General features: G+C 66.1%; 21 protein-coding genes and 2 pseudogenes. 17 read left to right on the top strand and 6 right to left on the bottom strand.

Features of this window, described 5'->3' with window-relative positions:
• From gudD to AAG801_RS24090, 6 genes and pseudogenes are all read right to left on the bottom strand, one after another.
• Positions 1 to 622 (bottom strand): annotated as a pseudogene (gene gudD, locus AAG801_RS24115) (glucarate dehydratase); the annotation flags it as partial.
• 16 nt (positions 623 to 638) lie between these two features.
• Entirely contained in the window at positions 639 to 1,625 is a 987-nt protein-coding gene (locus AAG801_RS24110; protein WP_341890639.1) for a tripartite tricarboxylate transporter substrate binding protein, read from the bottom strand.
• Between the two features lie 14 nt (positions 1,626 to 1,639).
• Positions 1,640 to 2,098, bottom strand: a complete 459-nt coding sequence (locus tag AAG801_RS24105) for a nuclear transport factor 2 family protein (protein ID WP_341890638.1) — start codon at positions 2,096 to 2,098, stop codon at positions 1,640 to 1,642.
• A gap of 55 nt (positions 2,099 to 2,153) precedes the next feature.
• Complete coding sequence (kdgD, locus tag AAG801_RS24100; RefSeq protein ID WP_192195977.1) at positions 2,154 to 3,065, bottom strand: 5-dehydro-4-deoxyglucarate dehydratase; 912 nt, start codon at positions 3,063 to 3,065, stop codon at positions 2,154 to 2,156.
• A 52-nt stretch (positions 3,066 to 3,117) separates the two neighbouring features.
• Positions 3,118 to 4,107 (bottom strand): tripartite tricarboxylate transporter substrate binding protein, encoded by a 990-nt coding sequence (locus AAG801_RS24095; protein ID WP_341890637.1) that lies wholly within the window; start codon positions 4,105 to 4,107, stop codon positions 3,118 to 3,120.
• Between the two features lie 145 nt (positions 4,108 to 4,252).
• Positions 4,253 to 5,113 (bottom strand): FadR/GntR family transcriptional regulator, encoded by an 861-nt coding sequence (locus AAG801_RS24090; RefSeq protein ID WP_341890636.1) that lies wholly within the window; start codon positions 5,111 to 5,113, stop codon positions 4,253 to 4,255.
• Between the two features lie 109 nt (positions 5,114 to 5,222).
• On the opposite strand from AAG801_RS24090, the gene AAG801_RS24085 reads away from it, so the two are divergent.
• From AAG801_RS24085 to AAG801_RS24005, 17 genes and pseudogenes are all read left to right on the top strand, one after another.
• A complete protein-coding gene (locus AAG801_RS24085) occupies positions 5,223 to 6,047 on the top strand; it encodes an NAD(P)-dependent oxidoreductase (RefSeq protein ID WP_341890635.1) in 825 nt (274 codons plus the stop codon).
• Positions 6,048 to 6,061: 14 nt separating this feature from the next.
• Positions 6,062 to 6,949 carry an SMP-30/gluconolactonase/LRE family protein gene (locus AAG801_RS24080; RefSeq protein WP_341890634.1) on the top strand — a complete coding sequence of 296 codons (888 nt, stop codon included), beginning with the start codon at positions 6,062 to 6,064 and terminating at the stop codon, positions 6,947 to 6,949.
• A 44-nt stretch (positions 6,950 to 6,993) separates the two neighbouring features.
• The gene (locus AAG801_RS24075) at positions 6,994 to 7,971 is read left to right on the top strand and encodes a TRAP transporter substrate-binding protein (protein ID WP_101492117.1); all 978 of its coding nucleotides are present in this window, start codon (positions 6,994 to 6,996) and stop codon (positions 7,969 to 7,971) included.
• A 139-nt stretch (positions 7,972 to 8,110) separates the two neighbouring features.
• A complete protein-coding gene (locus tag AAG801_RS24070; RefSeq protein ID WP_056582957.1) occupies positions 8,111 to 8,599 on the top strand; it encodes a TRAP transporter small permease in 489 nt (162 codons plus the stop codon).
• Between the two features lie 8 nt (positions 8,600 to 8,607).
• Positions 8,608 to 9,903, top strand: coding sequence for a TRAP transporter large permease (locus AAG801_RS24065; protein WP_341890633.1), 1,296 nt, complete (start codon positions 8,608 to 8,610; stop codon positions 9,901 to 9,903).
• A 22-nt stretch (positions 9,904 to 9,925) separates the two neighbouring features.
• A complete protein-coding gene (garD, locus tag AAG801_RS24060) occupies positions 9,926 to 11,497 on the top strand; it encodes a galactarate dehydratase (RefSeq protein WP_341890632.1) in 1,572 nt (523 codons plus the stop codon).
• A 26-nt stretch (positions 11,498 to 11,523) separates the two neighbouring features.
• On the top strand, positions 11,524 to 12,285 hold the full coding sequence (locus tag AAG801_RS24055; protein WP_341890631.1) for a glucose 1-dehydrogenase: 762 nt from the start codon (positions 11,524 to 11,526) through the stop codon (positions 12,283 to 12,285).
• A gap of 50 nt (positions 12,286 to 12,335) precedes the next feature.
• Positions 12,336 to 13,316: a tripartite tricarboxylate transporter substrate binding protein gene (locus AAG801_RS24050; protein WP_341890630.1), complete on the top strand. Its 981-nt coding sequence runs from the start codon at positions 12,336 to 12,338 to the stop codon at positions 13,314 to 13,316.
• Between the two features lie 26 nt (positions 13,317 to 13,342).
• On the top strand, positions 13,343 to 14,335 hold the full coding sequence (locus tag AAG801_RS24045) for a tripartite tricarboxylate transporter substrate binding protein (RefSeq protein ID WP_341890629.1): 993 nt from the start codon (positions 13,343 to 13,345) through the stop codon (positions 14,333 to 14,335).
• Positions 14,336 to 14,685: 350 nt separating this feature from the next.
• Complete coding sequence (gene asd / locus AAG801_RS24040) at positions 14,686 to 15,531, top strand: archaetidylserine decarboxylase (protein ID WP_056582945.1); 846 nt, start codon at positions 14,686 to 14,688, stop codon at positions 15,529 to 15,531.
• Between the two features lie 189 nt (positions 15,532 to 15,720).
• Positions 15,721 to 16,023 (top strand): annotated as a pseudogene (locus tag AAG801_RS24035) (winged helix-turn-helix transcriptional regulator); the annotation flags it as partial.
• A gap of 204 nt (positions 16,024 to 16,227) precedes the next feature.
• Positions 16,228 to 16,578 carry an FKBP-type peptidyl-prolyl cis-trans isomerase gene (locus AAG801_RS24030; RefSeq protein ID WP_056582943.1) on the top strand — a complete coding sequence of 117 codons (351 nt, stop codon included), beginning with the start codon at positions 16,228 to 16,230 and terminating at the stop codon, positions 16,576 to 16,578.
• Positions 16,579 to 16,804: 226 nt separating this feature from the next.
• Positions 16,805 to 17,377 carry a nucleotide exchange factor GrpE gene (gene grpE / locus AAG801_RS24025; protein WP_101492110.1) on the top strand — a complete coding sequence of 191 codons (573 nt, stop codon included), beginning with the start codon at positions 16,805 to 16,807 and terminating at the stop codon, positions 17,375 to 17,377.
• Between the two features lie 115 nt (positions 17,378 to 17,492).
• A complete protein-coding gene (gene dnaK / locus AAG801_RS24020) occupies positions 17,493 to 19,433 on the top strand; it encodes a molecular chaperone DnaK (RefSeq protein WP_341890628.1) in 1,941 nt (646 codons plus the stop codon).
• A 100-nt stretch (positions 19,434 to 19,533) separates the two neighbouring features.
• Positions 19,534 to 20,673 (top strand): molecular chaperone DnaJ, encoded by a 1,140-nt coding sequence (gene dnaJ, locus AAG801_RS24015; RefSeq protein ID WP_101492108.1) that lies wholly within the window; start codon positions 19,534 to 19,536, stop codon positions 20,671 to 20,673.
• A gap of 654 nt (positions 20,674 to 21,327) precedes the next feature.
• Positions 21,328 to 23,250, top strand: a complete 1,923-nt coding sequence (locus AAG801_RS24010; protein ID WP_101492107.1) for a PrkA family serine protein kinase — start codon at positions 21,328 to 21,330, stop codon at positions 23,248 to 23,250.
• An 83-nt stretch (positions 23,251 to 23,333) separates the two neighbouring features.
• Positions 23,334 to 24,368: YeaH/YhbH family protein (locus tag AAG801_RS24005; RefSeq protein WP_341890627.1), on the top strand; the 1,035-nt coding region annotated here is incomplete at its 3' end.

Here is a 24,368-nt window from a genome sequence, read left to right as displayed (position 1 = left end):
CGTAGCGTGCGTGCGTGGCCTCGGCCAGCCGCACGATCGACTCGGGCGTCATCGCCTCTTCGTGGCGCAGGCGGAACCAGTCGTTATCGGCGTTCGGGTCGGTTTCGTACGCCAGGCCGGTCTTCGTGCGGTCGCCCACATAGAAGAGGTAGCCGAGCATCTGCACCGCATCGCGCTGCTGGCCTTCGCCGAGCAGCGCAGCCACGGGCACGCCCAGGTGCTGGCCCAGCAGGTCGAGCAGCGCGGCTTCGGCGGCGGTGACGGCGTGGATGGTCACGCGCAGGTCGAAGGTCTGCAGGCCGCGCCCGCCGCTGTCGCGCGCGGCAAACGCGTTGCGCATGCGGTTGAGCACGGCGTTGTGGTTGCCGATGGGCTGGCCCACGATGAGGTCGCGCGCGTCTTCGAGCGTCTGGCGGATCTTCTCGCCGCCCGGCACTTCGCCCACGCCGGTGTGGCCGGCGCTGTCGGTGAGGATCAGCAGGTTGCGCGTGAAGAACGGGCCGTGCGCGCCGCTGAGGTTCATCAGCATGCTGTCGTGGCCCGCAACGGGCACGACGCGCATGGCGGTGACAACGGGCGCGCCCGACACGGCGGGGGGAGCAGCGGATTCAGGAGAGGTCATCTTCGGGCTCGGTGGCTCAGTCAGCAGTGATGTGGCGGGTGTCGATGAGCGTCTTCCATCGCGCCCATTCGCGCAACTGGAAAGCAGTGAAGTCTTCTGGGGTGCTGGCGACGATTTCCAGGCCCTGGTCGAGCATGCGTTTCTTCGTCTCGGGGTCTTGCATGGCGGCGATGACCGCGTCGCTCAGCTTCTTCTTCGTGGCGGCGGGCAGGCCCTTGGGTGCGGCCATGCCTTGCCACGAGTAAACCTCCGCGCCCTTCACGCCGGCTTCGGCGAGCGTGGGCACGTCGGGCAGCACCGGCGAGCGCTTGTCGCCGGTGACGGCAATCGCGCGCAGCTTGCCGGCGCGAATGTGCGGCAGCACGGCGTTCACGTTCTGGAACGAAAAGTCGACCTGGTTGCCCAACAGATCGTTCACCGCCGGCGCGCCGCCCTTGTAGGGCACGTGCACGCCTTCGGTCTTCGATTGCTGCCAGAAGAGTTCCGCCGACAGGTGGTCGGACGAGCCGTTGCCCGAGCTCGCGAACGAGACCTTGCCGGGCGTCTTGCGCAACAGCGCGAGCACGTCGGCCACGGTGTGTTCAGGCCGCGCGACATTCACCACGAGCACGTTGGGCGCCTGCACGGGCACGCTGATGTAGTCGAAGTCTTTGGTGGCGTCGTAGGGCACGCTCTTCTGCAGGTGCGGCGTGACGACGAAAGCACCGAGCGACGACACCAGCAGCGTGTAGCCGTCGGGCAATGCGCGCCGCACGAAGCCGGTGCCGATGGTGCCGGTGGCGCCCGGGCGGTTGTCGACCACGAAGCTGCCGCCGAGCTTGCCCTGCAGCTGCTGCGCCAGCGCGCGCGCCACCATGTCGGTGGAGCCGCCGGCCGGGAACGGCACGATGATCGTCACGGGCTTCTGCTGCGGCCATGCATCGGCCTGCGCCGAGGCGTGCAGCGGCAGCAGCGCGGTGGCAGCGAGCGCAAGGCCCGCGACGAGGAGCTCTTTTCTCTTCATCGATCGCGCCTCCGTCAGGTCGTGAGGCGAACGGCCTGGCGCGCGAGCAGCTTCCACTCGCCGCCCTGCTTCTGCCAGATGCCGAGGATCTTCAGCGCGACCTTGCCGGGCTTGCCCGAGTCGTTGGTGTCGGCCGTGAGCGTGTGGCGCACGATGGCCGTGTGGCCGTCGACCACCTTGATGGTCTGGTCGGTGATCGCGATGGCCACGAAGTCCGACTTGCGGTCGAGCAGGTCGCTGATGAAGCTGGCCTGCGTGTCGACCTTACCGCCCGAATGGCCGTAGCTCAGGTCGTCGGACACCAGCGCACGCAGCGCGGCGGGCGTCGGGTCGACCATGGCGACGCGCAGCCGCTCGGCGGCTGCGGCCACTGCCGGTTCGGCCGAAGCACTGCTGCTGCTGCCACCGCTGGCGGCGCAGCCCGCGAACACGGCGGTCGCTGCGGCGGCGAGGAAGAATTTTCTGATGAGCATGTCGTTGTCTCCTGTTTGTTTTGTGGTGCGGTCGACTACTGCGATCAGTGCCTGCTTACTGCGGGCCGAGCGTGTCGATGAGCGCCTTCAGCGCGTCCATCTCGTCGGGCTTCAGGTCGGTGAGCGGTGCGCGCACGGGGCCGGCGTCGTGGCCGACGAGCTTGGCGCCCGCCTTCACGATGCTCACGGCGTAGCCGGGCACGCGGTTGCGCAGTTCCAGGTAGGGCATGAAGAAGTTCTTCAGCAGGTGGTGCTGCGTGGCCATGTCGTCGTTGGCGACCGCGTGATAGAAATCCATCGCCGTCTTCGGAATGAAGTTGAAGACCGCCGACGAGTACACGGGCGTGCCCATCGCCTTGTAGGCCGCGGCATACACCTCTGCGGTCGGCAGGCCGCCCAGGTAGGCGAAGCGGTCGCCCATCTTCTGGAAGATCGCGACCATCGCTTCGATGTCGCCCACGCCGTCCTTGAAGCCGACGAGGTTCGGATTGCGCTCGGCCAGGCGGGCCAGCGTGTCGGGCTTGAGGCGGCTCGAGGCGCGGTTGTAGACGATCACGCCGAACTTCACGCTTTTGCACACGGCCTCGACGTGCGCGGCCAGGCCTTCCTGGCCGGCTTCGGTGAGGTAGTGCGGCAGCAGCAGGATGCCGTGCGCGCCCGCCTTCTCTGCGGCTTGCGCACATTGAATGGCGAAGCGCGTCGGGCCGCCGGCGCCGGCAATGATCGGCACCACGCCGCGGCAGGTGTCGACGGCGGTCTGGATGATCTCGGGGTACTCCTCACCCGTCAGCGAGAAGAACTCGCCCGTGCCGCCCGCGGCGAACAGCGCGCTCGCGCCGTAGGGCGCCAGCCATTCGAGGCGCTCGACGTAGCCCTTCTTGTGGAAGTCGCCGTTGCTGTCGAAGTCGGTCAGCGGGAACGAGAGCAGGCCGGAGCCCATGATGGTCTTGAGTTCTTGCGGGTTCATCGGAAGTCGTCCAGTGAAAAATGAAAAAGAGAAATGAAGAAAGAGGGGCCGCTCAATCGAGCTTCAGGTTGGCCTGCTGGATCACTTGCGCCCAGCGCGCGCGCTCCTTGGCGAAGAACTGGTCCTGCTCGGGCGCGGTCATGGTCACGACCTCGGCGCCCTGTCCCGCAAGGCGCGCCCGGATGTCGGGCGTGCGGATGATGCGGACCAGTTCCTTGTTGAGCCGGGCGATCACCGCGTCAGGGGTGCCGCGCGCTGCGACCACGCCCTGCCATGTGCCCGACTCGTAGCCGGGAACGCCCTGCTCCGCGATGGTCGGCACGTTGCCGATCAGCGGCATGCGCGTCGACTTCGACACGGCGATGAGCTTGAGCTTGCCGCTCTGCACATGCGGGTACGTGGCCAGCATGCCGTTCATGAGCACCTGCGTCTGGCCGGCGACGGTGTCGAGCACGGCCTGCACGCCGCCCTTGTAGGGCACGTACTCCCACTTGGCGCCGCTCTTGCGCTGCAGCTCGACGCCGGCCAGGTGCGCGGTGCTGCCGCTGGCGGTGACGGCGAAGTTGAGGTCGCTCTTCTTCGACAGCTCGACGAGTTCCTTCAGCGTGCTGGCCTGCACCGACGGGTGCACCACCAGCAGGTGCGGCGAGTAGGCCAGCATGGCCACGCTGCGCAGGTCCTTCGTCGGATCGAACGGCAGCTTGGGGTACAGCGAGGGGCTGATGGCCAGCGCACCGAGGTCGCACAGCATGAGCGTGTGGCCGTCGCCCGGCGCCTTGGCGAGCAGGTCGGCGCCGAGGTTGCCGTTGGCGCCCGCGCGGTTCTCGATGACCACGGGCTGGCCCAGCGCTTCGGACAGCGGCTGGCCGATGGCGCGCGCAATGATGTCCGATGAGCCGCCCGGCGGGTACGGCACGATGAGACGGATGGGCTTGGAAGGCCAGTTGCCGCCCGCCCCTTGCGCGAAAGCGTGCAAGGGCAGGCTGGCAGCCAGTGTGGTGGCGAGGGCGGCGCCGAGCGCGCCGCGTCGGTTGATGGTCATGGGTGCTGTCTCCTGAAGTTCGATGCGGGGCATGCGTGGCCTCGATGGCGTCGCATGTTATCAGTCATCGTACAACTAGAAAATCAGCTTGTCCAGACTTGAGCCCGGAAATTCAGCGCGCGCTGAACACGAACTCAGCGCGAACTCAACGCGAAGGGGTGGGGTCGGACGAGGCGGCGCCGTTGCCGGCCGCCTCCGTCTTGGCTTTTTGCTGTTGCGCGGCTTCCTGCGCCATGCGCAGCCGCTCGCGGCTGTTGGTCAGGTGGATGCGCATCGCGGCGCGTGCCGACTCGGGGTCGCGGCGCGCAATGGCCGCATAGATTTCTTCGTGCTCGCGGTTCACGCGGCTCAGGTAGCTGCCGTCCTGCACGCGGATCGCGCTGATGCGCGTGCGCGGGATGATCGTCGTACCCAGGTGCCGCATGATGTCGGCGAAGTAGGGGTTGCCGGTCGACTGCGCGATCTCCAGGTGGAAGGCAAAGTCGGGCGCCACGGTGTCGCCGCCCACCTTGACGTTCTGCTCGAAGGCGTCGAGCGCCTGGCGCATCGCGACCAGCTGCTCGTCGGTGCGCCGGCTCGCGGCCAGCCCGGCGGATTCGGTCTCCAGGCTGATGCGCAGCTCGAGCACGGCGAGCACGTCGACCGAGGTCGCGATCTCGCCGGGATCGAGGCGGAACACGCCCCCCATGCCACCCGGACGCGGCTGCAGCACGAAGGTGCCCACGCCATGCAACGTCTCGACCAGCCCGCCCGCCTGCAGCTTCGACAGCGCCTCGCGCACCACGGTGCGGCTCACGCCATAGGCCTGCATGATGGCCGACTCGGTCGGCAGCTTGTCGCCCGGCCGCAGCGACTGGCTGCGGATCTTCTCGCCCAGGTCTTCCACCAGCCCGTGCGCCAGGCCGCGCGCGCGCTGGCGCGGCCGCCCGACGAAGGCGGCGCTTCCCGCCGGATTGTCGGCGGTCGTTTTCTGAACCTCGGGATTACCCGCAGTCGTTTGGGCCATGGCGACGATCATAATCCCCTCACAGTTGTACGACAACAGATAACTTATCACCTAAAAACGGTGACGAAGTTGTCCACTCCCTCCGCTTCCCATCACACATCTCGAAGACATGTCGACGCCTGAAGCCCCCTCCTCCCCACTCGGCCGCTTGCTGCTGACCGGCGCCGCCGGTGGACTCGGCCGCGTGCTGCGCGAGCGGCTCGCGCCGTTTGCGCACGTGATCCGCCTCTCTGACATCGCCGACATCGCGCCGGCCACGGGCGCACATGAAGAAGTCGTGCCCTGCGACCTGTCCGACAAGGCCGCGGTCGATGCGCTGGTGGCCGGCTGTGACGCCATCGCCCATTTCGGCGGCGTGTCGGTCGAGCGCCCTTTCGAAGAAGTGCTCGAAGCCAACATCAAGGGCGTGTTCAACCTGTACGAGGCCGCGCGCCGCCATGGCGTGAAGCGCGTGGTGTTCGCCAGCTCGAACCACGTGATCGGCTTCTACAAGCAAGACGAACACATCGACGCGCACGCCGCACGCCGTCCCGACGGCTACTACGGCCTGTCGAAGTCCTTCGGCGAAGACATGGCGCAGTTCTACTTCGACCGCTGGGCCATCGAAACGGTGAGCATCCGCATCGGCTCGTCGTTCCCCGAACCGCTCAACCGCCGCATGATGAGCACCTGGCTCAGCTACCGCGACCTCACGACGCTGATCGAAAAGTCGCTCTTCACGCCCGACGTGAAGCACACGGTGGTCTACGGCATGTCGGCCAACCGCGACCTGTGGTGGGACAACGCCGCCGCCGCGCACCTGGGCTTCGTGCCGCAAGACAGTTCGGAAGTGTTCCGCGACAAGGTCGAGGCGCAGCCGAAGGTGGCGCCCACCGACCCGAACGCCATCTACCAGGGCGGCGCGTTCACCGCTCAAGGCCCGTTCGGCGACTGACCGCGCGGCACCCGATGCAAGCCGAACTCGTTCTCGACGCGCGCAACGGCACGGGCGAAAGCCCCGTGTGGCTGGCCACGGAGCAGGCGCTCTACTGGGTCGACATTCCCGCGCGCACGCTCAACCGCTGGCACGCCGCCGAAGGCCATGCGACGTGGCAGGCCGACGAAATGATCGCCTGCATCGCACCGCGCGCCGGCCAGCCCGGCGAGTGGATCGCCGGCATGGAAAGCGGCCTGTTCTCGCTGCGTCCGCGCACCGACGGCACGCTCGCGGCCACGCCGCTCGCGCCAGTGGCGCACGCCGCGCCGGGCATGCGCTTCAACGACGGCCGCTGCGACCGGCAGGGCCGCTTCTGGGCCGGCACGATGCTGCTCGACATGGCCGCCGGCGCACGCGTCGGCCGCCTGTACCGCTACGGCGCTGGCGACGACAGCGCGGCCCTGAAGCTGGACGACCTGATCGTGCCCAACGGCCTGGCCTTCAGCCCCGACGGCCGCACGATGTACCTGTCGGACTCGCACCCGAGCGTGCAGGCCGTCTGGGCCTTCGACTACGACACCGACACCGGCACGCCCCACAACCGGCGCCTGTTCGTCGACATGCAGCCCCTGCCCGGCCGCCCCGACGGCGCGGCGATGGACGTCGACGGCTGCTACTGGATCTGCGGCAACGACGCCGGTCTGGTGCACCGCTTCACGCCCGACGGCCGGCTCGACCGCTCGCTCGAAGTGCCGGTGAAGAAGCCCGCCATGTGCGCCTTCGGCGGCGCGAACCTCGACACGCTGTTCGTCACCTCGATCCGCCCCGGCGGCATCGACCTGTCGGACCAGCCGCTGGCCGGCGGCGTGTTCGCGCTGCGCCCCGGCGTGGCCGGCGTGCCCGAGCCGGCGTTCGGCTGACCCCTTTCTTTCTGTTTACGACAACCACCAAGAGGACGAGACAAATGAAGCTCTACAAGACACTCATCGCACTTGCTGCCGGCGCTGCAGCCGCGTTGACCACACTGGCTGCAGGCGCCACCGAGTTCCGCTCGGCCGACATCCACCCCGACGACTACCCCACGGTGACCGCCGTGAAGTTCATGAGCGAACGGCTCAAGGCGTTGTCCGGGGGCAAGCACAGCATCAAGGTCTTCAACAACAGCGCGCTCGGCAACGAGAAAGACACGATCGAGCAGACCAAGATCGGCGCGTTGCAGATGGTGCGCGTGAACATCGCGCCCATGAACAACATCTGCCCCGAGACGCAGGTGCCGACCATGCCCTTCCTGTTCCGCTCGGTCGACCACCTGCACAAGGTGCTCGACGGTCCGGTCGGTGAAGAAATCCTGAAGTCGTGCGAGAAGCAGGGCTTCGTGGGCCTGGCCTACTACGACAGCGGCGCGCGCTCGATGTTCACGGCCAAGAAGGCGGTGCGCAACTTCGCCGACATGAAGGGCCTGAAGGTCCGCGTGCAGCAGTCCGACCTGTGGGTGTCGATGCTCGAAGCCATGGGCGCCAACGCCACGCCGATGCCCATGGGCGAGGTGTACACGGGCCTGAAGACCGGCCTCATCGACGCCGCCGAAAACAACTACCCCACCTACGAAAGCGCGCGCGCCTTCGAGGTCGCCAAGTACTACAGCAAGACCGAGCACTCGATGGCGCCCGAGATGCTGCTGTTCTCCAAGCGCGTGTGGGACAAGCTCTCCACCGAAGAGCAAGGCTGGCTGCGCCAGGCCGCCAAGGAATCGGTGCCCTACATGCGCAAGCAGTGGCAGGAGCGTGAAGTGAAGTCGCTGGCCACGGTGAAGGCCGGCGGCGCCGAGATCATCGACGTCGACAAGGCCCCGTTCCAGGCCGCGATGAAGCCGGTGTACGACAAGTTCATCACGGACGCGAAGCTGAAAGACCTGGTCAAGCGCGTCCAGGACACGAAGTAAGCAGGGCTCGCCCCCAGGCTTCGCGCACTTCGTGTCGCTTCTCCAACCCCCTACCGGGGGCAACACCTGAGGCCCGGCAAAGCCGGTTCCTCGGTGTTCCACGAAGAGGCGGGGCCTCTCCATTTTTCGCGCTGGAAATATGTACACCAAACTTTGCCGCACGCTCGCCCGTGCCTGCATGTGGATGGGCATCCTCGGTCTCGTCGCGGTGATCTGCGCCGTGAGCTGGCAGGTGTTCGGCCGCTATGTGCTCAACAACACCCCCACCTGGGCCGAGAGCCTCGCGCTGCTGCTGGTGCTCTACGTGACCATGCTGGGCGTGGCCGTGGGCGTGCGCGACGCGGGCCACATCGGGCTTGAATCCTTCCTCGTGCTCGCACCCGACTGGCTGCGCCTGAAGATGGAATACCTCATCCATGCGCTGATCCTGCTGTTCGGCCTGGCCATGGCCTGGAACTGCGCCTCGCTCGCCGAATCGGTGTGGGACTACAGATTGCCCACGCTGTGGATTTCCGAAGGCTGGAAGTACGTGCCCGCCGCCGTGTCGGGCGTCCTCATCGTGATGTTCTCCATCGAACACATCATCGCGCTCGCTCAAGGCCGCGAAGTCGAACCCGCCTGGGGCTGAACCTCATCATGACGACCCCTCTTCTCATTCTTTGCCTCTCGTTCACGCTGTTCCTGCTGCTCGGCGTGCCGGTGGCGTTCTCGATCGGCCTCTCGGCCCTGGCCACGCTGCTGTACGAAGGCCTGCCGCTCGCGGTGGGCTTCCAGCAGATGACCTCGGGCATGGGCATCTTCTCGTTCCTCGCGATTCCGTTCTTCATCTTCGCCGGCGAGCTCATGCTCTACGGCGGCATTGCGGACCGCATCGTCAACTTTGCGCGCAACCTCGTGGGCCACGTGCGCGGCGGCCTCGGCATGTCGAACGTGGTGGCCTGCACCTTGTTCGGCGGCGTCTCGGGCTCGCCCGTGGCGGACGTCTCGGCCATGGGCGCCGTGATGATCCCGATGATGAAGAAGGAGGGCTACCACGCCGACTACGCCGTCAACGTGACGACGCACGCGGCCCTGGTCGGCGCACTCATGCCGACGAGCCACAACCTCATCATTTACTCGCTCGCAGCGGGCGGCAAGGTGTCGATCGCGGCGCTGATCCTGGCGGCGCTGCTGCCGGCGGCCGTGCTCACCATCAGCAACCTCGCGGCGGCCTACCTCGTGGCCGTGAAGCGCGGCTACCCCGCCGGCAAGTTCCCGGGCTGGGAGATCGTGGCGCGTTCGTTCGCGGCGGCATTGCCGGGCCTGTTCATCGTGGTGCTGATCCTCGGCGGCATCCTGTCGGGCATCTTCACGGCGACCGAATCAGCGGCGGTGGCGGTGCTCTATGCGCTGGCGCTCACGATCTTCGTGTACCGCACGCTGAAGTGGGAGCACTTCATCAAGGCGGCCGCGAAGGCGGTGCGCACCACGGGCGTGATCCTGCTGCTCATCGGCATCTCGAGCACCTTCGGCTACCTCATCAGCCTGTACGGCGTGGCCCAGCTCACGGGCGAACTGCTGTCGCAGGTGACGACCACGCCGTGGATGATCTTCCTGCTCATCAACATCATCCTGTTCGTGCTGGGCACCTTCCTGGACATGGCCGCGACGATCCTGCTGTGCACGCCGATCTTTTTGCCCATTGCCCAGCACTACGGCATGACCTCGGTGCAATTCGGGGTGGTGATGCTCATCAACTGCGCGCTCGGCCTGAACACGCCGCCCGTGGGCACCACGCAGTTCGTCGGCTGTGCCATCGGCGGGGTGTCGGTGGGCACGGTGATGCGAACGATCTGGCCCTTCTATGGCGCATTGATCTTTGCGCTCGGGGTGGTTACCTTTGTTCCCGCGTTTTCCACCTGGCTCCCGGGCCTGTTCATGGTGGTGAAGTAAAGACAGAAGAAAGGGCCTCCCGATGGCCGATGCGAACACCCGACCGCCGCTGTACATCCGCATCCACGCGGCCGACAACGTCGCCATCGTCGCGAACGACGGCGGCCTCAAGGCCGGCACGGCCTTCGACGACGGCCTCGTGCTGGTCGACACCGTGCCCCAAGGCCACAAGGTCGCGCTGACCGACCTGGCCGAAGGCGCGGCCATCGTGCGCTACAACGTCGTGATCGGCTACGCGCTCAAGGCGCTGCCGCGCGGCAGCTGGGTGCACGAGCGCGTGATGCGCATGCCGGTCGCGCCCGAGCTCGACGGCCTGCCCATCGCGACCGTCAAGCCCCCTGCCCTGCCGCCGCTCGAGGGCTACACCTTCGAGGGCTACCGCAACGCCGACGGCTCCGTGGGCACGCGCAACATCCTGGCCATCACGCAGACCGTGCAGTGCGTGGCCGGCGTGACCGAGTTCGCCGTGGCGCGCATCAAGGCCGAGCTGCTGCCGAAATACCCTCATGTGGACGACGTGGTGGCGCTCGAGCACAGCTACGGCTGCGGCGTCGCCATCGACGCGCCCGACGCCATCGTGCCGATCCGCACGCTGCGCAACATCAGCCTCAACCCGAATTTCGGCGGCGAGGTGATGGTCGTGAGCCTGGGTTGCGAGAAGCTGCAGCCCGAGCGGCTGCTGCCGCCCGGCACCATCCCCATCACCGACCAGCGCGGCGCGCCCGCCGACGATCTCGACGTGGTCTGCCTGCAGGACGACGCGCACGTCGGCTTCATGTCGATGATCGATTCGGTGATGCGCCAGGCCGACGTGCACCTCGCGCGCCTCAACAAACGCCAGCGCGAGACCGTGCCCGCGAGCGAACTCGTCGTGGGCGTGCAATGCGGCGGCAGCGACGCTTTTTCGGGCGTCACCGCCAACCCGGCCGTGGGCTTTTGCACCGACCTGCTGGTGCGCGCGGGCGCCACCGTGATGTTCTCGGAAGTCACCGAGGTGCGCGACGGCATCGACCAGCTCACCTCGCGCGCGTCCACGCCCGAAGTGGCCGACGCGATGATCCGCGAGATGGCCTGGTACGACGCCTACCTGCACCAGGGCCGCGTCGACCGCAGTGCCAACACCACGCCGGGCAACAAGAAGGGCGGGCTGTCGAACATCGTCGAGAAGGCGATGGGCTCGATCGTGAAGTCGGGCTCGTCGCCGATCACGGGCGTGCTTGCGCCCGGCGAGAAGGCGAAGCAGAAGGGCCTGATCTACGCCGCCACGCCCGCCAGCGACTTCATCTGCGGCACGCTGCAACTCGCGGCCGGCATGAACCTGCATGTGTTCACCACCGGTCGCGGCACGCCCTACGGGCTGGCCGAGGTGCCGGTGATCAAGGTCGCCACGCGCAGCGACCTCGCGCGCCGCTGGCACGACCTGATGGACGTGAACGCAGGCCGCATCGCGGACGGCGACGCCAGCATCGAAGACATCGGCTGGGAAATGTTCCGCCTGATGCTCGACGTAGCCAGCGGCCGCAAGAAGACCTGGGCCGAGCACTGGAGGCTGCACAACGCGCTGGTGCTGTTCAACCCGGCACCGGTCACCTGATCGACTCACCCACACGGAGCACAGACATGGAAGACCTCAAGGACAAGACCGCCCTCGTCACCGGTGCCAGCACCGGCATCGGCGCGGCGGTGGCCATCGCGTTCGCTGCGCGCGGCATGCGCGTGGCCGTGCACTACAACAGCTCGGCCGATGCGGCCAACGGCGTGGTCGACACCATCCGCGCCGCCGGCGGCACCGCCTTTGCGCTGCAGGCCGACGTGCGCGACACCGCCGCGATCCGCGCCTGCGTGCAGGAAACGACGGCGCAGTTCGGCCGCATCGACGTGCTGGTGAACAACGCCGGCAGCCTGGTCAAGCGCATGCCCATCGCCGAGTTCGACGATGCGCTGTTCGACGAGGTGATGCACATCAACGCGCGCTCGGTGCTGGCCTTCTGCCGCGAAGCCGTGCCGCAGATGCGCAAACAAGGCAGCGGCGCCATCATCAACGTGACCTCGGTGGCCGCGCGCACCGGCGGCGGGCCCGGCGCCTACCTGTATGCGGGCGCCAAGGGCTTCGTGAGCACCGCGACGCACGGCCTCGCCCGGGAACTCGTGGGCGACCGCATCCGCGTGAACGCGGTGGCGCCCGGCGTGATCCAGACGCCGTTCCAGGACCGCTTCTCGACGCCCGCGATGCTCGAGACCTTCAAGACCGGCATCCCGATGGGGCGCCTGGGCACGGCCGACGAATGCGTGGGCGCCTTCCTGTACCTCGCGTCCGAACAGCTCTCGGGCTACGTGACAGGCCAGGTGCTCGAGGTGAACGGCGGGCAGTACATGCCCTGACGCCCCCCGCCTTCTCAGCACAACAGATCAACAACGGAGACAGAGACACCATGCAAAGAAGCCAGTTCGTCCGCGGCCTTGCCGCCCTTTCGGCCACCGCCGCCCTCTCGCTCGGCCTGGCCGCGCCGGCCGCGGCACAAGCCAACGACTTCCCGAACCGCACCATCGAGTTGCTCGTGCCCTACCAGCCCGGCGGCGGCACCGATGGGCTGGCGCGCGCGTTCTCCGAGGCGAGCCGCAAGCACATCTCGCAGAGCATCGTGATCGTCAACCGCCCCGGCGCGGGCGGCGCCATCGGCTGGACCGAGGTGATCAACGCCAAGCCCGACGGCTACAAGCTCGCGGTGCTCACCGTGGAGCTGCTCACGCTGCCGCACCTGGGCCTGGCCAAGTTCAACTACGACGACTTCCAGCCGATTGCGCAGCTCAACGCCGACCCGGCCGCGATCACCGTGAAGGCCGATGCGCCGTGGAACACGATCGAAGAGTTCCTGGCTGCCGCGAAGAAGTCGCCCGAGGGCATCCGCGTGGGCAACTCGGGCAACGGCTCGATCTGGCACCTGGCCGCCGCCGCGCTCGAAGACAAGACCGGCACCAAGTTCGGCCACATCCCGTACCAGGGCGCCGCGCCCGCCGTGCTGGCGCTGCTGGGCGGCCACATCGAGGCCGTGGCCGTGAGCCCCGCCGAAGTCACGACGCACGTGCAGGGCGGCAAGCTCAAGGTGCTGATGGTGATGGCCGACAAGCGCGTGAAGGGCTTCGAAAAGATCCCCACCGCCAAGGAGCGCGGCATCGACCTGTCGATCGGCACGTGGCGCGGCCTGGGCGCACCGAAGAACACACCGCCCGAAGTGATGGCCAAGCTGCGCGAGATCACCGCCAAGACCGCCGCCGAGCCGCTGATGCACGAGGTGATGGACAAGCAGAACCTGGGCTACGTCTACACCGACGGCGCCGTGTTCAAGGACACGCTGGCCAAGGACAACGCCTACTTCAAGGCGCTGATCACCAAGCTGAACATCAAGCCGTGAACGCCCCACGACAAGGAGACACTGCCATGCAACGCCGCACACTGATCCAGTCCGCCCTCGCCGTTTCGCTCGCCGCGGCCCTGCCCGCCTTTGCGCAAGGCGGCACCACCTGGCCCACGGGCAAGGCCATCACCTACCTCGTGCCCTTCCCCGCGGGCGGCACCACCGACGTGCTGGGCCGGCTCATCGGCCAGAAGCTCGGCACCGTGCTCGGCACGAGCGTGATCATCGACAACAAGGGCGGCGCCGGCGGCAGCGTGGGCTCCGAGATCGGCGCACGCGCCGCGCCCGACGGCTTCACGCTGGTGGGCGGCACGATCAGCTCGCACGCCATCAACGTGAGCCTGTACCCCAAGCTCGGCTACGACCCACAGAAGTCGTTCGCGCCCGTGACGCTGATCGGCACCAACCCGGTGGTGCTGGTGGTGAACCAGGCCAGCCCCTACAAGACGCTGAAGGACGTGATCGCCGCGAGCAAGGCCAAGGCCGGCGGCCTCTCGTCGGCCTCGGCAGGCACGGGCACCTCGCAGCACCTGGCGCTGGAGCTGCTGGGCTTCAAGTCGGGCGTGAAGTTCACGCACATCCCGTACAAAGGCAGCGGCCCGGCGATCCAGGACGTGATCGGCGGCCAGGTCGACATGATGTTCGACACCACCGTCGTGGCGGGCCCGCACATCCAGAGCGGCAAGCTGCGCGCCATTGCCGTCACCTCGGCCAAGCGCCTGGCCTCGATGCCCGACGTGCCCACGGTCGCCGAATCGGGCGTGCCCGGCCTGCAGGACTTCGAGGTGGTGTCGTGGCAGGCGATCTTCGTGCCCGCCGGCGCGCCCGCCCCCGTGGTGGAGCGCCTGCACACCGAGATCCGCAAGATCCTCGCGACACCCGAGATGCAGGACAAGCTCAAGGGCTTCGGCATGGAGCCCGCCGACCTGACGACCGCGCAGATCGCAGCGTTCCAGAAGGCCGAAGTGGAGAAGTGGGCGCAAGTGATCAAAGCAGCAGGCATCAAGGCCGACTGACCCCACCCCAGCAGCGGCGGCGCCCGACAGCCTCCACACCCCCACAAGCGCCCGGTGGGCGGTGTGGTGCGGGCGGCCCCTCTGTGCCGCCGAGGCGCGCAGCGTTTCGCGGATCAGGGCTCGCAGCTGTCTGAGCGCAGCGAGTTCTGCGAGACCCCGCGAAACGCGAGCACCGCAGGGCAGCCGCGAAGCGGCCGGCACAGTGGGGCCGACCGCGCCGCACCGCCCGCCGGGCGCGTGCCCCACACAGGTAAAGGACAAGCGCGCAACCAAGGGAAGCTTCCTACGTCCCCAAGGAGAAGCGCTTTATAGAATGCCCGTCCGATTCCGCATTCCAGGCCTTTCACAACGTGTCCGATCGCTCCGCAGTTCTGCCCCAATACCTGTTCCCCAAGCAGGCCCTGACCAATTTCGCCGGCTGGGTCGCAGGCAAGGAACGAGGCGCGGTCACCACCTGGATCATTCGCCGCTTCGTTGCCAAGTACGGCGTCGACATGGGCGAAGCGCTCGAGTCCGACATCCATCACTACAAGAGCTTCAACCAGTTCTTCACGCGCGCCCTCAAGCCCGGCATGCGCCCGCTTGCGCAGGCCGACCTCGTCTGCCCCGTGGACGGCGCCATCAGCCAGTTCGGCGCCATCGAGGGCGACCAGATCTTCCAGGCCAAGGGCCACAACTACACGACCACCGCGCTGGTCGGCGGCGACGCGGCGCTGGCCGCCAAGTTCGCGCACGGCAGCTTTGCCACGCTGTACCTGAGCCCCAAGGACTACCACCGCATCCACATGCCCTGCGACGGGCGGCTGGTGCGCATGATCCATGTGCCCGGCGACCTGTTCTCGGTCAACCCGACCACCGCGCGCGGCGTGCCCGGCCTGTTCGCGCGCAACGAGCGCGTGGTGTGCGTCTTCGAATCGGCCAACGGACCCTTCGTGCTCGTGCTGGTCGGCGCCACCATCGTGGGCAGCATGGCCACCGTGTGGCACGGCGTGGTCAACCCGCCGCGCGTGGGCGAGCTGCGCGAGTGGCACTACAACGACCAGCAGATCGACATCCGCAAGGGCGACGAGATGGGCCGGTTCTTGCTGGGCTCCACCGTCGTCATGCTGTTCCCGGCGCCCGCGCTGGCCTTCAACCCGGACTGGTCGCCCACCCGCGCGATCCGCCTGGGCGAAGCCATGGCCAACTACGCCTGATTTGTGAAGCTTTGTCTCGAAACCCGCATGCTGCATGCCTGCACAGCTATAAAACCAGTAGCATCCTGATCCTTCGCGCTATAGTCGTCGGCCAGTCAGACGGTCCATGACGACCAATCACAAACAAGAGTGCGCCGCCCCGGCCCGCCCCCGGCCGACGGTCCGCCCAGCTTCGAGGAGATGATGTCGATGAGTACCAAGGAAAACGCAGCCATCAGCCAGTTGCTCGCCCTGCTAGAAGCCCGCTACGCACTGCGTGTGCTCTGGGCCCTGCGCGACGGCCACGCCCAGACCTTCCGGCTGCTGCAGGACAGCGTCGGCGGCATCACTCCCAACACCCTCAACACCCGCATCAAGGAGCTGCGCGAAGCCGGCGTCGTGAGCCACGGCAGCGACGGCTACTGCCTCACGCTCAGCGGGCAAGACCTGCTCAAGCGCCTGTCCGACCTGCAGGCCTTCGCCGCCAAGTGGCAGTTGGGGCAGAGCAAGAAGGCCGCGGGGCCGGCCGCCGCTCAGCCGGCCGCTGCCGAGGCGCTCACACCTGTGACGCCCGCGCCTTCCGCACCCGACGCGACACCTCCCGCAAGCACGCCGTCCGGCTCCGACAGCCAGGGCTGAAGCGGGGGCGCTCCGAGCCTCGGTAAACTCCGCGGCTCCGATTCCTCTCCCCTTTCATCGACGCAAGGAGCGTTTCCCATGCCCACCACCCCCTCCGGCCTGCAATACGAAGACACCGAAGTCGGCACCGGCGCTGAAGCCAAGGCCGGCCAGCACGTGCATGTGCACTACACCGGCTGGCTCTTCAACGACGGCGTGCAAGGCGCCAAGTTCGACTCCAGCCGCGACCGCAACGACCCCTTCGCGTTCTCGCTGGGCGCCGGCCAGGTCATCAAGGGCTGGGACGAAGGCGTCGCCGGCATGAAGATCGGCGGCAAGCGCACGCTGATCATCCCGGCCGCACTGGGCTACGGTGCCCGCGGCGCCGGCGGGGTGATCCCCCCGAACGCCACCCTGAAGTTCGACGTCGAGCTCCTCGACGCCCACTGAACCAGGCTCGCCCCCAGGCTGCGCGGCACTTCGTGTCCGCTGCGCCAACCCCCTACCGGGGGCGACACCAGCGGCCCGGCAAAGCCGGTTCCGCGGTGTCTCTCGCAAAAGTCACTTCGCCCCCTCTTGCGGCCGTTTTGGCCGCATTTTTACGCTTGAAAAGCCCTAGACCAGCCCCAAGTGGCTGGCTGTGTTTGTTTTCCGGCGCACGCCGGTTCTTTGAAAAATGTCTGACCCGCAACAATCCGCACAGAATTCTCAAATGCTGCAAGGCGAGCCCAGTCCCGAAGAACTGGAGGCCGCGCACGCCGCCAATGAAGCCGAGGCGCTCGACGCCCTGGCCGTGGCACAAGGCGAGCTGGCTGCCCTGCAGGCCAAGAACGTCGAACTGGCCGACCAGTACCTGCGCGCGCAAGCCGACGTGCAGAACGCCCGCCGCCGCGCCGACGACGAGATCACCAAGGCCCGCAAGTTCGCGGTCGAAGCCTTTGCCGAGAGCCTGCTGCCGGTGACCGACAGCCTCGAAGCGGGCCTGGCCATCAAGGACGCCACGCCCGAGCAGATCCGCGAAGGCGCCGAAGCCACGCTGCGCCAGCTCAAGAGCGCGCTCGAACGCAACAAGGTGATCGAAGTGGCCCCCGCCGCCGGCGACAAGTTCGACCCGCACCTGCACCAGGCCATCTCGATGGTACCCGCCGACCAGGAAGCCAACACCGTGGTCGGCCTGCTGCAAAAGGGCTACACCATCAACGAGCGCGTGCTGCGCCCGGCGCTGGTCACCGTGGCCGCGCCCAAGTAAAAGCGGCATCGGCCCACAAGATTCCCACAGGAAATCCCCGCGTCATCCCTTGAATCACGCCGGGTTATCCACAAGTTCATAACAACATATTTTTCCGAATTTCAGGAGTAAGAACATGGCAAAGATCATCGGCATCGACCTCGGCACCACCAACTCGTGCGTGTCGATCATGGAAGGCAACACCACGCGTGTGATCGAGAACTCGGAAGGTGCCCGCACCACGCCGTCGATCGTCGCGTACCAGGAAGACGGTGAAGTCTTGGTCGGTGCCTCGGCCAAGCGCCAGGCCGTTACGAACCCCAAGAACACGCTGTACGCGATCAAGCGTTTGATCGGCCGCAAGTTCGAGGAAAAGGAAGTCCAGAAGGACATCGACCTGATGCCCTACACCATCGCCAAGGCCGACAACGGCGACGCATGGGTGGAAGTGCGCGGCAAGAAAATGGCCCCGCAACAGGTCAGCGCCGACATCCTGCGCAAGATGAAGAAGACCGCCGAAGACTACCTCGGCGAAACCATCACCGAAGCCGTGATCACAGTGCCGGCGTACTTCAACGACGCACAGCGCCAGGCCACGAAAGACGCCGGCCGCATCGCGGGCCTGGACGTCAAGCGCATCATCAACGAACCCACCGCTGCAGCCCTGGCCTTCGGCCTGGACAAGCAGGACAAGGCCGATCGCAAGATCGCCGTGTATGACCTGGGCGGCGGTACCTTCGACGTGTCGATCATCGAAATCGCGGACGTCGACGGCGAGAAGCAGTTCGAAGTGCTGTCGACCAACGGCGACACCTTCCTGGGCGGCGAAGACTTCGACCAGCGCATCATCGACTACATCATCGGCGAGTTCAAAAAGGAACAAGGCGTCGACCTGGGCAAGGACGTGCTCGCCCTGCAACGCCTGAAGGAAGCCGCTGAAAAGGCCAAGATCGAGCTGTCGAACAGCGCGCAGACCGACATCAACCTGCCGTACATCACGGCCGATGCGTCGGGCCCGAAGCACCTGAACATCAAGCTCACCCGCGCCAAGCTGGAAAGCCTGGTCGACGAGCTGGTCGAGCGCACCATTGCGCCTTGCCGCCTGGCCATCAAGGACGCCGGCATCAGCGTGAACGACATCAACGACGTGATCCTGGTCGGCGGCATGACCCGCATGCCCAAGGTGCAGGAAAAGGTGAAGGCCTTCTTCGGCAAGGAGCCGCGCAAGGACGTGAACCCCGACGAAGCCGTGGCTGTCGGCGCCGCCATTCAAGGGCAAGTGCTCTCGGGTGACCGCAAGGACGTGCTGCTGCTCGACGTGACGCCGCTGTCGCTGGGCATCGAGACCATGGGTGGCGTGATGACCAAGATGATCACGAAGAACACCACGATCCCGACGAAGTTCGCACAGACCTTCTCGACCGCCGAAGACAACCAGCCGGCCGTGACGATCAAGGTGTTCCAGGGCGAACGCGAAATCGCTTCGGGCAACAAGGCCCTGGGCGAGTTCAACCTCGAGGGCATTCCGCCGGCATCGCGCGGCACGCCGCAGATCGAGGTGAGCTTCGACATCGACGCCAACGGCATCCTGCACGTCGGCGCCAAGGACAAGGGCACCGGCAAGGAAAACAAGATCACCATCAAGGCGAACTCGGGCTTGAGCGAAGACGAGATCCAGAAGATGGTGAAGGACGCCGAGCTCAACGCCGAAGACGACAAGAAAAAGCTCGAACTCGTGCAGGCGCGCAACCAGGGCGAAGCCATGGTGCACAGCGTGAAGAAGTCGCTCGGCGAGCACGGGGCCAGCCTCGAAGCCGCCGAGAAGGACGCGATCGAAGCCGCGATCAAGGACGTCGAGGAAGCCCTCAAGGGTGAAGACAAGGCCGTGATCGAGGAAAAGACCAACACGCTGATGACCGCGAGCCAGAAGCTCGGCGAGAAGATGTATGCCGAATCGCAGGCCGCCGCGGCCAGCGCCTCGGCAGCCAGCGGCCCGGCAGGCGCGGAAGCCTCTGCCAGCGCGCAGGCCGACGACAACGTGGTCGACGCCGAAGTCAAGGAAGTCAAGAAGGGCTGATCTTCAGTCCCTTGCACAAGGCTGGAACACCTGAACAGGTGCTCCAGCCTTTCTCGCTTCCAGTTCCCCGAGTTCCCGCCGCCCGACCGAATCTGCTGCCATGGCCACCAAACGCGACTACTACGAAACCCTCGGCGTTCCCAAGAACGCCAACGAGGACGAAATCAAGAAGGCTTATCGCAAGCTTGCGATGAAGCACCACCCCGACCGCAACCACGGCGACACCAGCAAGGACGCCGAGGCCAAGTTCAAGGAGGTGAAGGAAGCCTACGAGATGCTGTCGGACGGCCAGAAGCGCGCCGCCTACGACCAGTACGGCCATGCCGGCGTCGACCCCAACATGCGCGGCGGCCCGGGCGCGGAAGGCTTCGGCGGCTTCGCGGAAGCCTTCGGCGACATCTTCGGCGACGTGTTCGGCGGTGGCGGCCGTGGCCGCACCAGCAGCGGACGCCAGGTGTTCCGCGGCAGCGATCTGAGCTACGCGATGGAAGTCACGCTCGAGGAAGCCGCTGAAGGCAAGGACGCCCAGATCCGCATCCCGAGCTGGGACGACTGCGGCACCTGCCACGGCTCCGGCGCCAAGCCCGGCACCAAGCCCATCACTTGCACCACCTGCCACGGCGCGGGCGCCGTGCAGATGCGCCAGGGCTTCTTCAGCGTGCAGCAGACCTGCCCGACCTGCCACGGCAGCGGCAAGATCGTTCCCGACCCGTGCACCGTGTGCCACGGCCAGGGCAAGATCAAGAACAACAAGACGCTCGAAGTGAAGATTCCGGCCGGCATCGACGACGGCATGCGCATCCGCAGCACCGGCAACGGCGAGCCCGGCACCAACGGCGGGCCGCCCGGCGACCTGTACATCGAGATCCGCCTCAAGAAGCACGACCTGTTCGAACGCGACGGCGACGACCTGCACTGCGTGGTGCCCGTGAGCGTCACCACGGCGGCGCTCGGCGGCGAGATCAACGTGCCCACGCTCAAGGGCGCGGCCGCCATCGACATTCCCGACGGCACGCAAAGCGGCAAGCAGTTCCGCCTGCGCGGCAAGGGCATCAAGGGCGTGCGCTCGAGCTATCCGGGCGACCTGTACTGCCACGTGCGCGTGGAAACGCCCGTGAAGCTCACCGAGCACCAGCGCAAGTTGCTCAAGGAACTCGACGAATCGCTCAAGAAGGGCGGCGACAAGCACAGCCCGACCGACAAGGGCTGGTTCGACAAAGCCAAGGAATTCTTCAGCTGATATTGCTGCTGACGCGCTGACGGCCTTCGTCAGCGCCGGGCCGACGCCCTGTCGGCCCGCTGCGTGCCCTCTTTCGGCCGCCTCCGCCCTTCGGCGGCGCGCCAGGCACGCGAACGGTGCTCCCCGCACCGTTGCGGAACGCCGCCGACCGGCGCCCGCGTTGTCTTCCCACGTTGCCATGCGCCAGCCACCCGCCACAGAAGTGGCGCGGGGATTGCTTTAATGTTTTTTGGATATGCAATAAACCAAACGACAGGTCGTGCGTTATTGATGAAAGGCATCGGCTTTATTGAACCCGGGTTCAATTAGGAAACCTGTTCGCCGGAGAATTGCAATGAGGACGATAGCCATTCGGCATAGTCATTTCATCCGGGGACAATTACGCGAGCGCGAGCTTTTCAATTTAACAGAAACGCGAATAGAAGTTCCTTGTTTTTCGAGGAACTTTACTCGGCAGAGGGGTTCAGAATAAATAAAACATTTGCCTGGTTCTTTCTTTGCTTTATGCTGATTGAACCGATTGTGTAGATAGTGTGTAAGGGAGTTTTCCACGGCATACGGCCATGGGCGGGGCCCCTCTTCCAAGAGGAGCGACGCAGTCTCTGGCTGTAGGCATCGGGGTCAAAAGCCCCGCCGACCTAAGGAGGCGCGACCATGGACGTGATCAGCAACTTTGCAGCCCGCTACGAACGCACCCGCGAGGAAGTTCTCTCGCTGCAGGAATATCTGGATATCTGCAAACGCGATCCGACGGCATATGCAACGGCCTCCGAACGAATGCTTCAGGCCATTGGCGAGCCGGAACTGGTAGATACCCGTAATGACCCCCGTCTTTCGCGGATCTTCGCGAACAAGGTCATCAAGATCTATCCGGCGTTCAAGGAGTTCTATGGCATGGAAGATGCCATCGAGCAGGTGGTGTCCTATTTCCGCCACGCCGCACAAGGCCTGGAAGAAAAGAAGCAAATCCTTTACCTGCTGGGCCCCGTCGGCGGCGGCAAGAGCTCGATCGCCGAGCGCCTGAAGCAGCTCATGGAGCACGTGCCCTTCTATGCGATCCACGGCTCCCCGGTGAACGAATCGCCCCTCGGGCTGTTCGATACCCTCGAAGACGGCGAGATCCTCGAGAAGGAGTTCGGCATTCCCGTGCGCTACCTGAACCGCATCCTGTCGCCCTGGGCCGTGAAGCGGCTCGAGGAGTACGGCGGCGACATTCGCCAGTTCAAGGTGGTCAAGCGCTACCCCTCGGTGCTGCGCCAGATCGCGGTCGCCAAGACCGAACCGGGCGACGAGAACAACCAGGACATCTCCTCGCTGGTCGGCAAGGTCGACATCCGCAAGCTCGAAACCTACGCCCAGGACGACCCCGACGCCTACGCCTACTCCGGCGGCCTGTGCCTGGCCAACCAGGGTCTGCTCGAGTTCGTGGAAATGTTCAAGGCGCCCATCAAGGTGCTGCACCCGCTGCTCACGGCCACGCAGGAAAGCAACTTCAAGGGCACCGAAGGCTTCGGCGCCATTCCCTTCGACGGCATCGTGCTGGCCCACAGCAACGAGAGCGAGTGGAAGGCGTTCCGCAACAACAAGAACAACGAGGCTTTCCTCGACCGGATCTACATCGTCAAGGTGCCGTACTGCCTGCGCGCCTCCGAAGAGATCAAGATCTACGAGAAGCTCGTGCGCAACTCCTCGCTGGCCAAGGCCCCGTGCGCGCCCGGCACCTTGCGCATGATGGCGCAGCTGTCGGTGCTCACGCGCCTGAAGGAGCCCGAGAACTCCAGCACCTTCAGCAAGATGCAGGTCTACGACGGCGAGAACCTCAAGGACACCGACCCCAAGGCCAAGTCGATCCAGGAGTACCGCGACTACGCGGGCGTCGACGAGGGCATGAGCGGCGTCTCCACGCGCTTCGCCTTCAAGATCATCTCCAAGGTGTTCAACTTCGACAGCACCGAGGTGGCCGCCAACCCCGTGCACCTGATGTATGTGCTCGAGCAGCAGATCGAGCGCGAGCAGTTTCCGCCGGAAACCGAGCAGAAGTACATCAGCTACATCAAGGAGCTGCTGGCCCCGCGCTATGCCGAGTTCATCGGCAAGGAAATCCAGACCGCCTACCTGGAGAGCTACAGCGAGTACGGCCAGAACATCTTCGACCGCTACGTGACCTACGCCGACTACTGGATCCAGGACCAGGAGTTCCGCGACGTGGACACCGGCGAAGTGTTCGACCGGGCCTCGCTCAACGGCGAGCTCGAGAAGATCGAGCGGCCCGCCGGCATCGGCAACCCGAAGGACTTCCGCAACGAGATCGTCAACTTCGTGCTGCGCGCACGGGCCGGCAACGCGGGGCGCAACCCGGCGTGGACCAGCTACGAGAAGCTGCGCGCAGTCATCGAGAAGAAGATGTTCTCCAACACCGAAGAGCTGCTGCCGGTGATCAGTTTCAACACCAAGAGCAGCGCCGACGAGCAGAAGAAGCACGAAGACTTCGTGACCCGCATGGTCGAGAAGGGCTACACGGCCAAGCAGGTCCGGCTTCTGTGCGAGTGGTACCTGCGCGTGCGCAAGAGTTCATAGCGGACAGCGGGAACAACGGGCGCGTGCAACGGACCTAACAACCCACGCACCGCTCACCGTTTTGCAAGGAGCTTGAAAACATCGTGGCCATCCTCCAGCAGATCATCGATCGTCGGCTCTCGGGCAAGAACAAGTCCATCGGCAACCGCGAGCGCTTTCTTCGGCGCTACAAGGGGCAGATCCAGGAGGCGGTGCGGCGCGCGGTCAGCGGGCGCAACATCCGCGAACTGGAGCAAGGCGAAGACGTGACCCTGCCGCGCCATGATGTCTCCGAGCCGGTGTTCGGCCATGCGCGCGGCGGCGACCGCGAGTACGTGCACCCGGGCAACCAGGAGTACCTCAAGGGCGACCGCATTGCGCGCCCCGAAGGCCAGGGCGGCGGCGGATCGGGCAGCGGCGAGGCCAGCGACAGCGGCGAAGGCGAGGACGACTTCGTCTTCCGCCTCACGCGCGAGGAGTTCATGCGCGTCTTCTTCGACGACCTGGCGCTGCCGCACCTCATCCGCACCCAGATCGCCGAAGTGCCCGAGTGGAAGAGCCACCGCGCCGGCTTCACCAGCGACGGCTCGCCCAACAACCTGCACGTGGTGCGCTCCATGCGCGGCGCGCTGGCACGGCGCATTGCATTGGGCGGTGAACCGCGCAAGGAGCTCAAGCGCCTGGAGGCACACCTCCTGGTCCTGAAAGCGCATCCGCAGGCCGAGACCGCGCTGATCCAGAAGGAAATCCGCGAGACCGAGGATCTCATCGCCGAGCTGCGCCGCACCATGCGGCACGTGCCCTACATCGACCCGATCGACCTGCGCTACCGCAACCGCGTGAAGACGCCCGTGCCCAGTGCCAAGGCCGTGATGTTCTGCCTCATGGACGTGTCGGGCTCGATGGACGAGGCGCGCAAGGACATGGCCAAGCGCTTCTTCATGCTGCTGTACCTGTTTCTCACGCGGCACTACGAGCGCATCGACCTCGTGTTTTTGCGCCACCACACGCAGGCGCAGGAGGTGACCGAGGAAGAGTTCTTTCACGCCACCGAAACCGGCGGCACCGTGGTGTCGAGCGCGCTGGTGCTCATGGACGAGATCGTCAAGGCCCGCTATGCCAGCGGCGAATGGAACGTG

It is taken from the genome of Variovorax sp. YR752, assembly GCF_943372545.1.
This window is presented reverse-complemented; position numbering and strand designations above follow the sequence as displayed.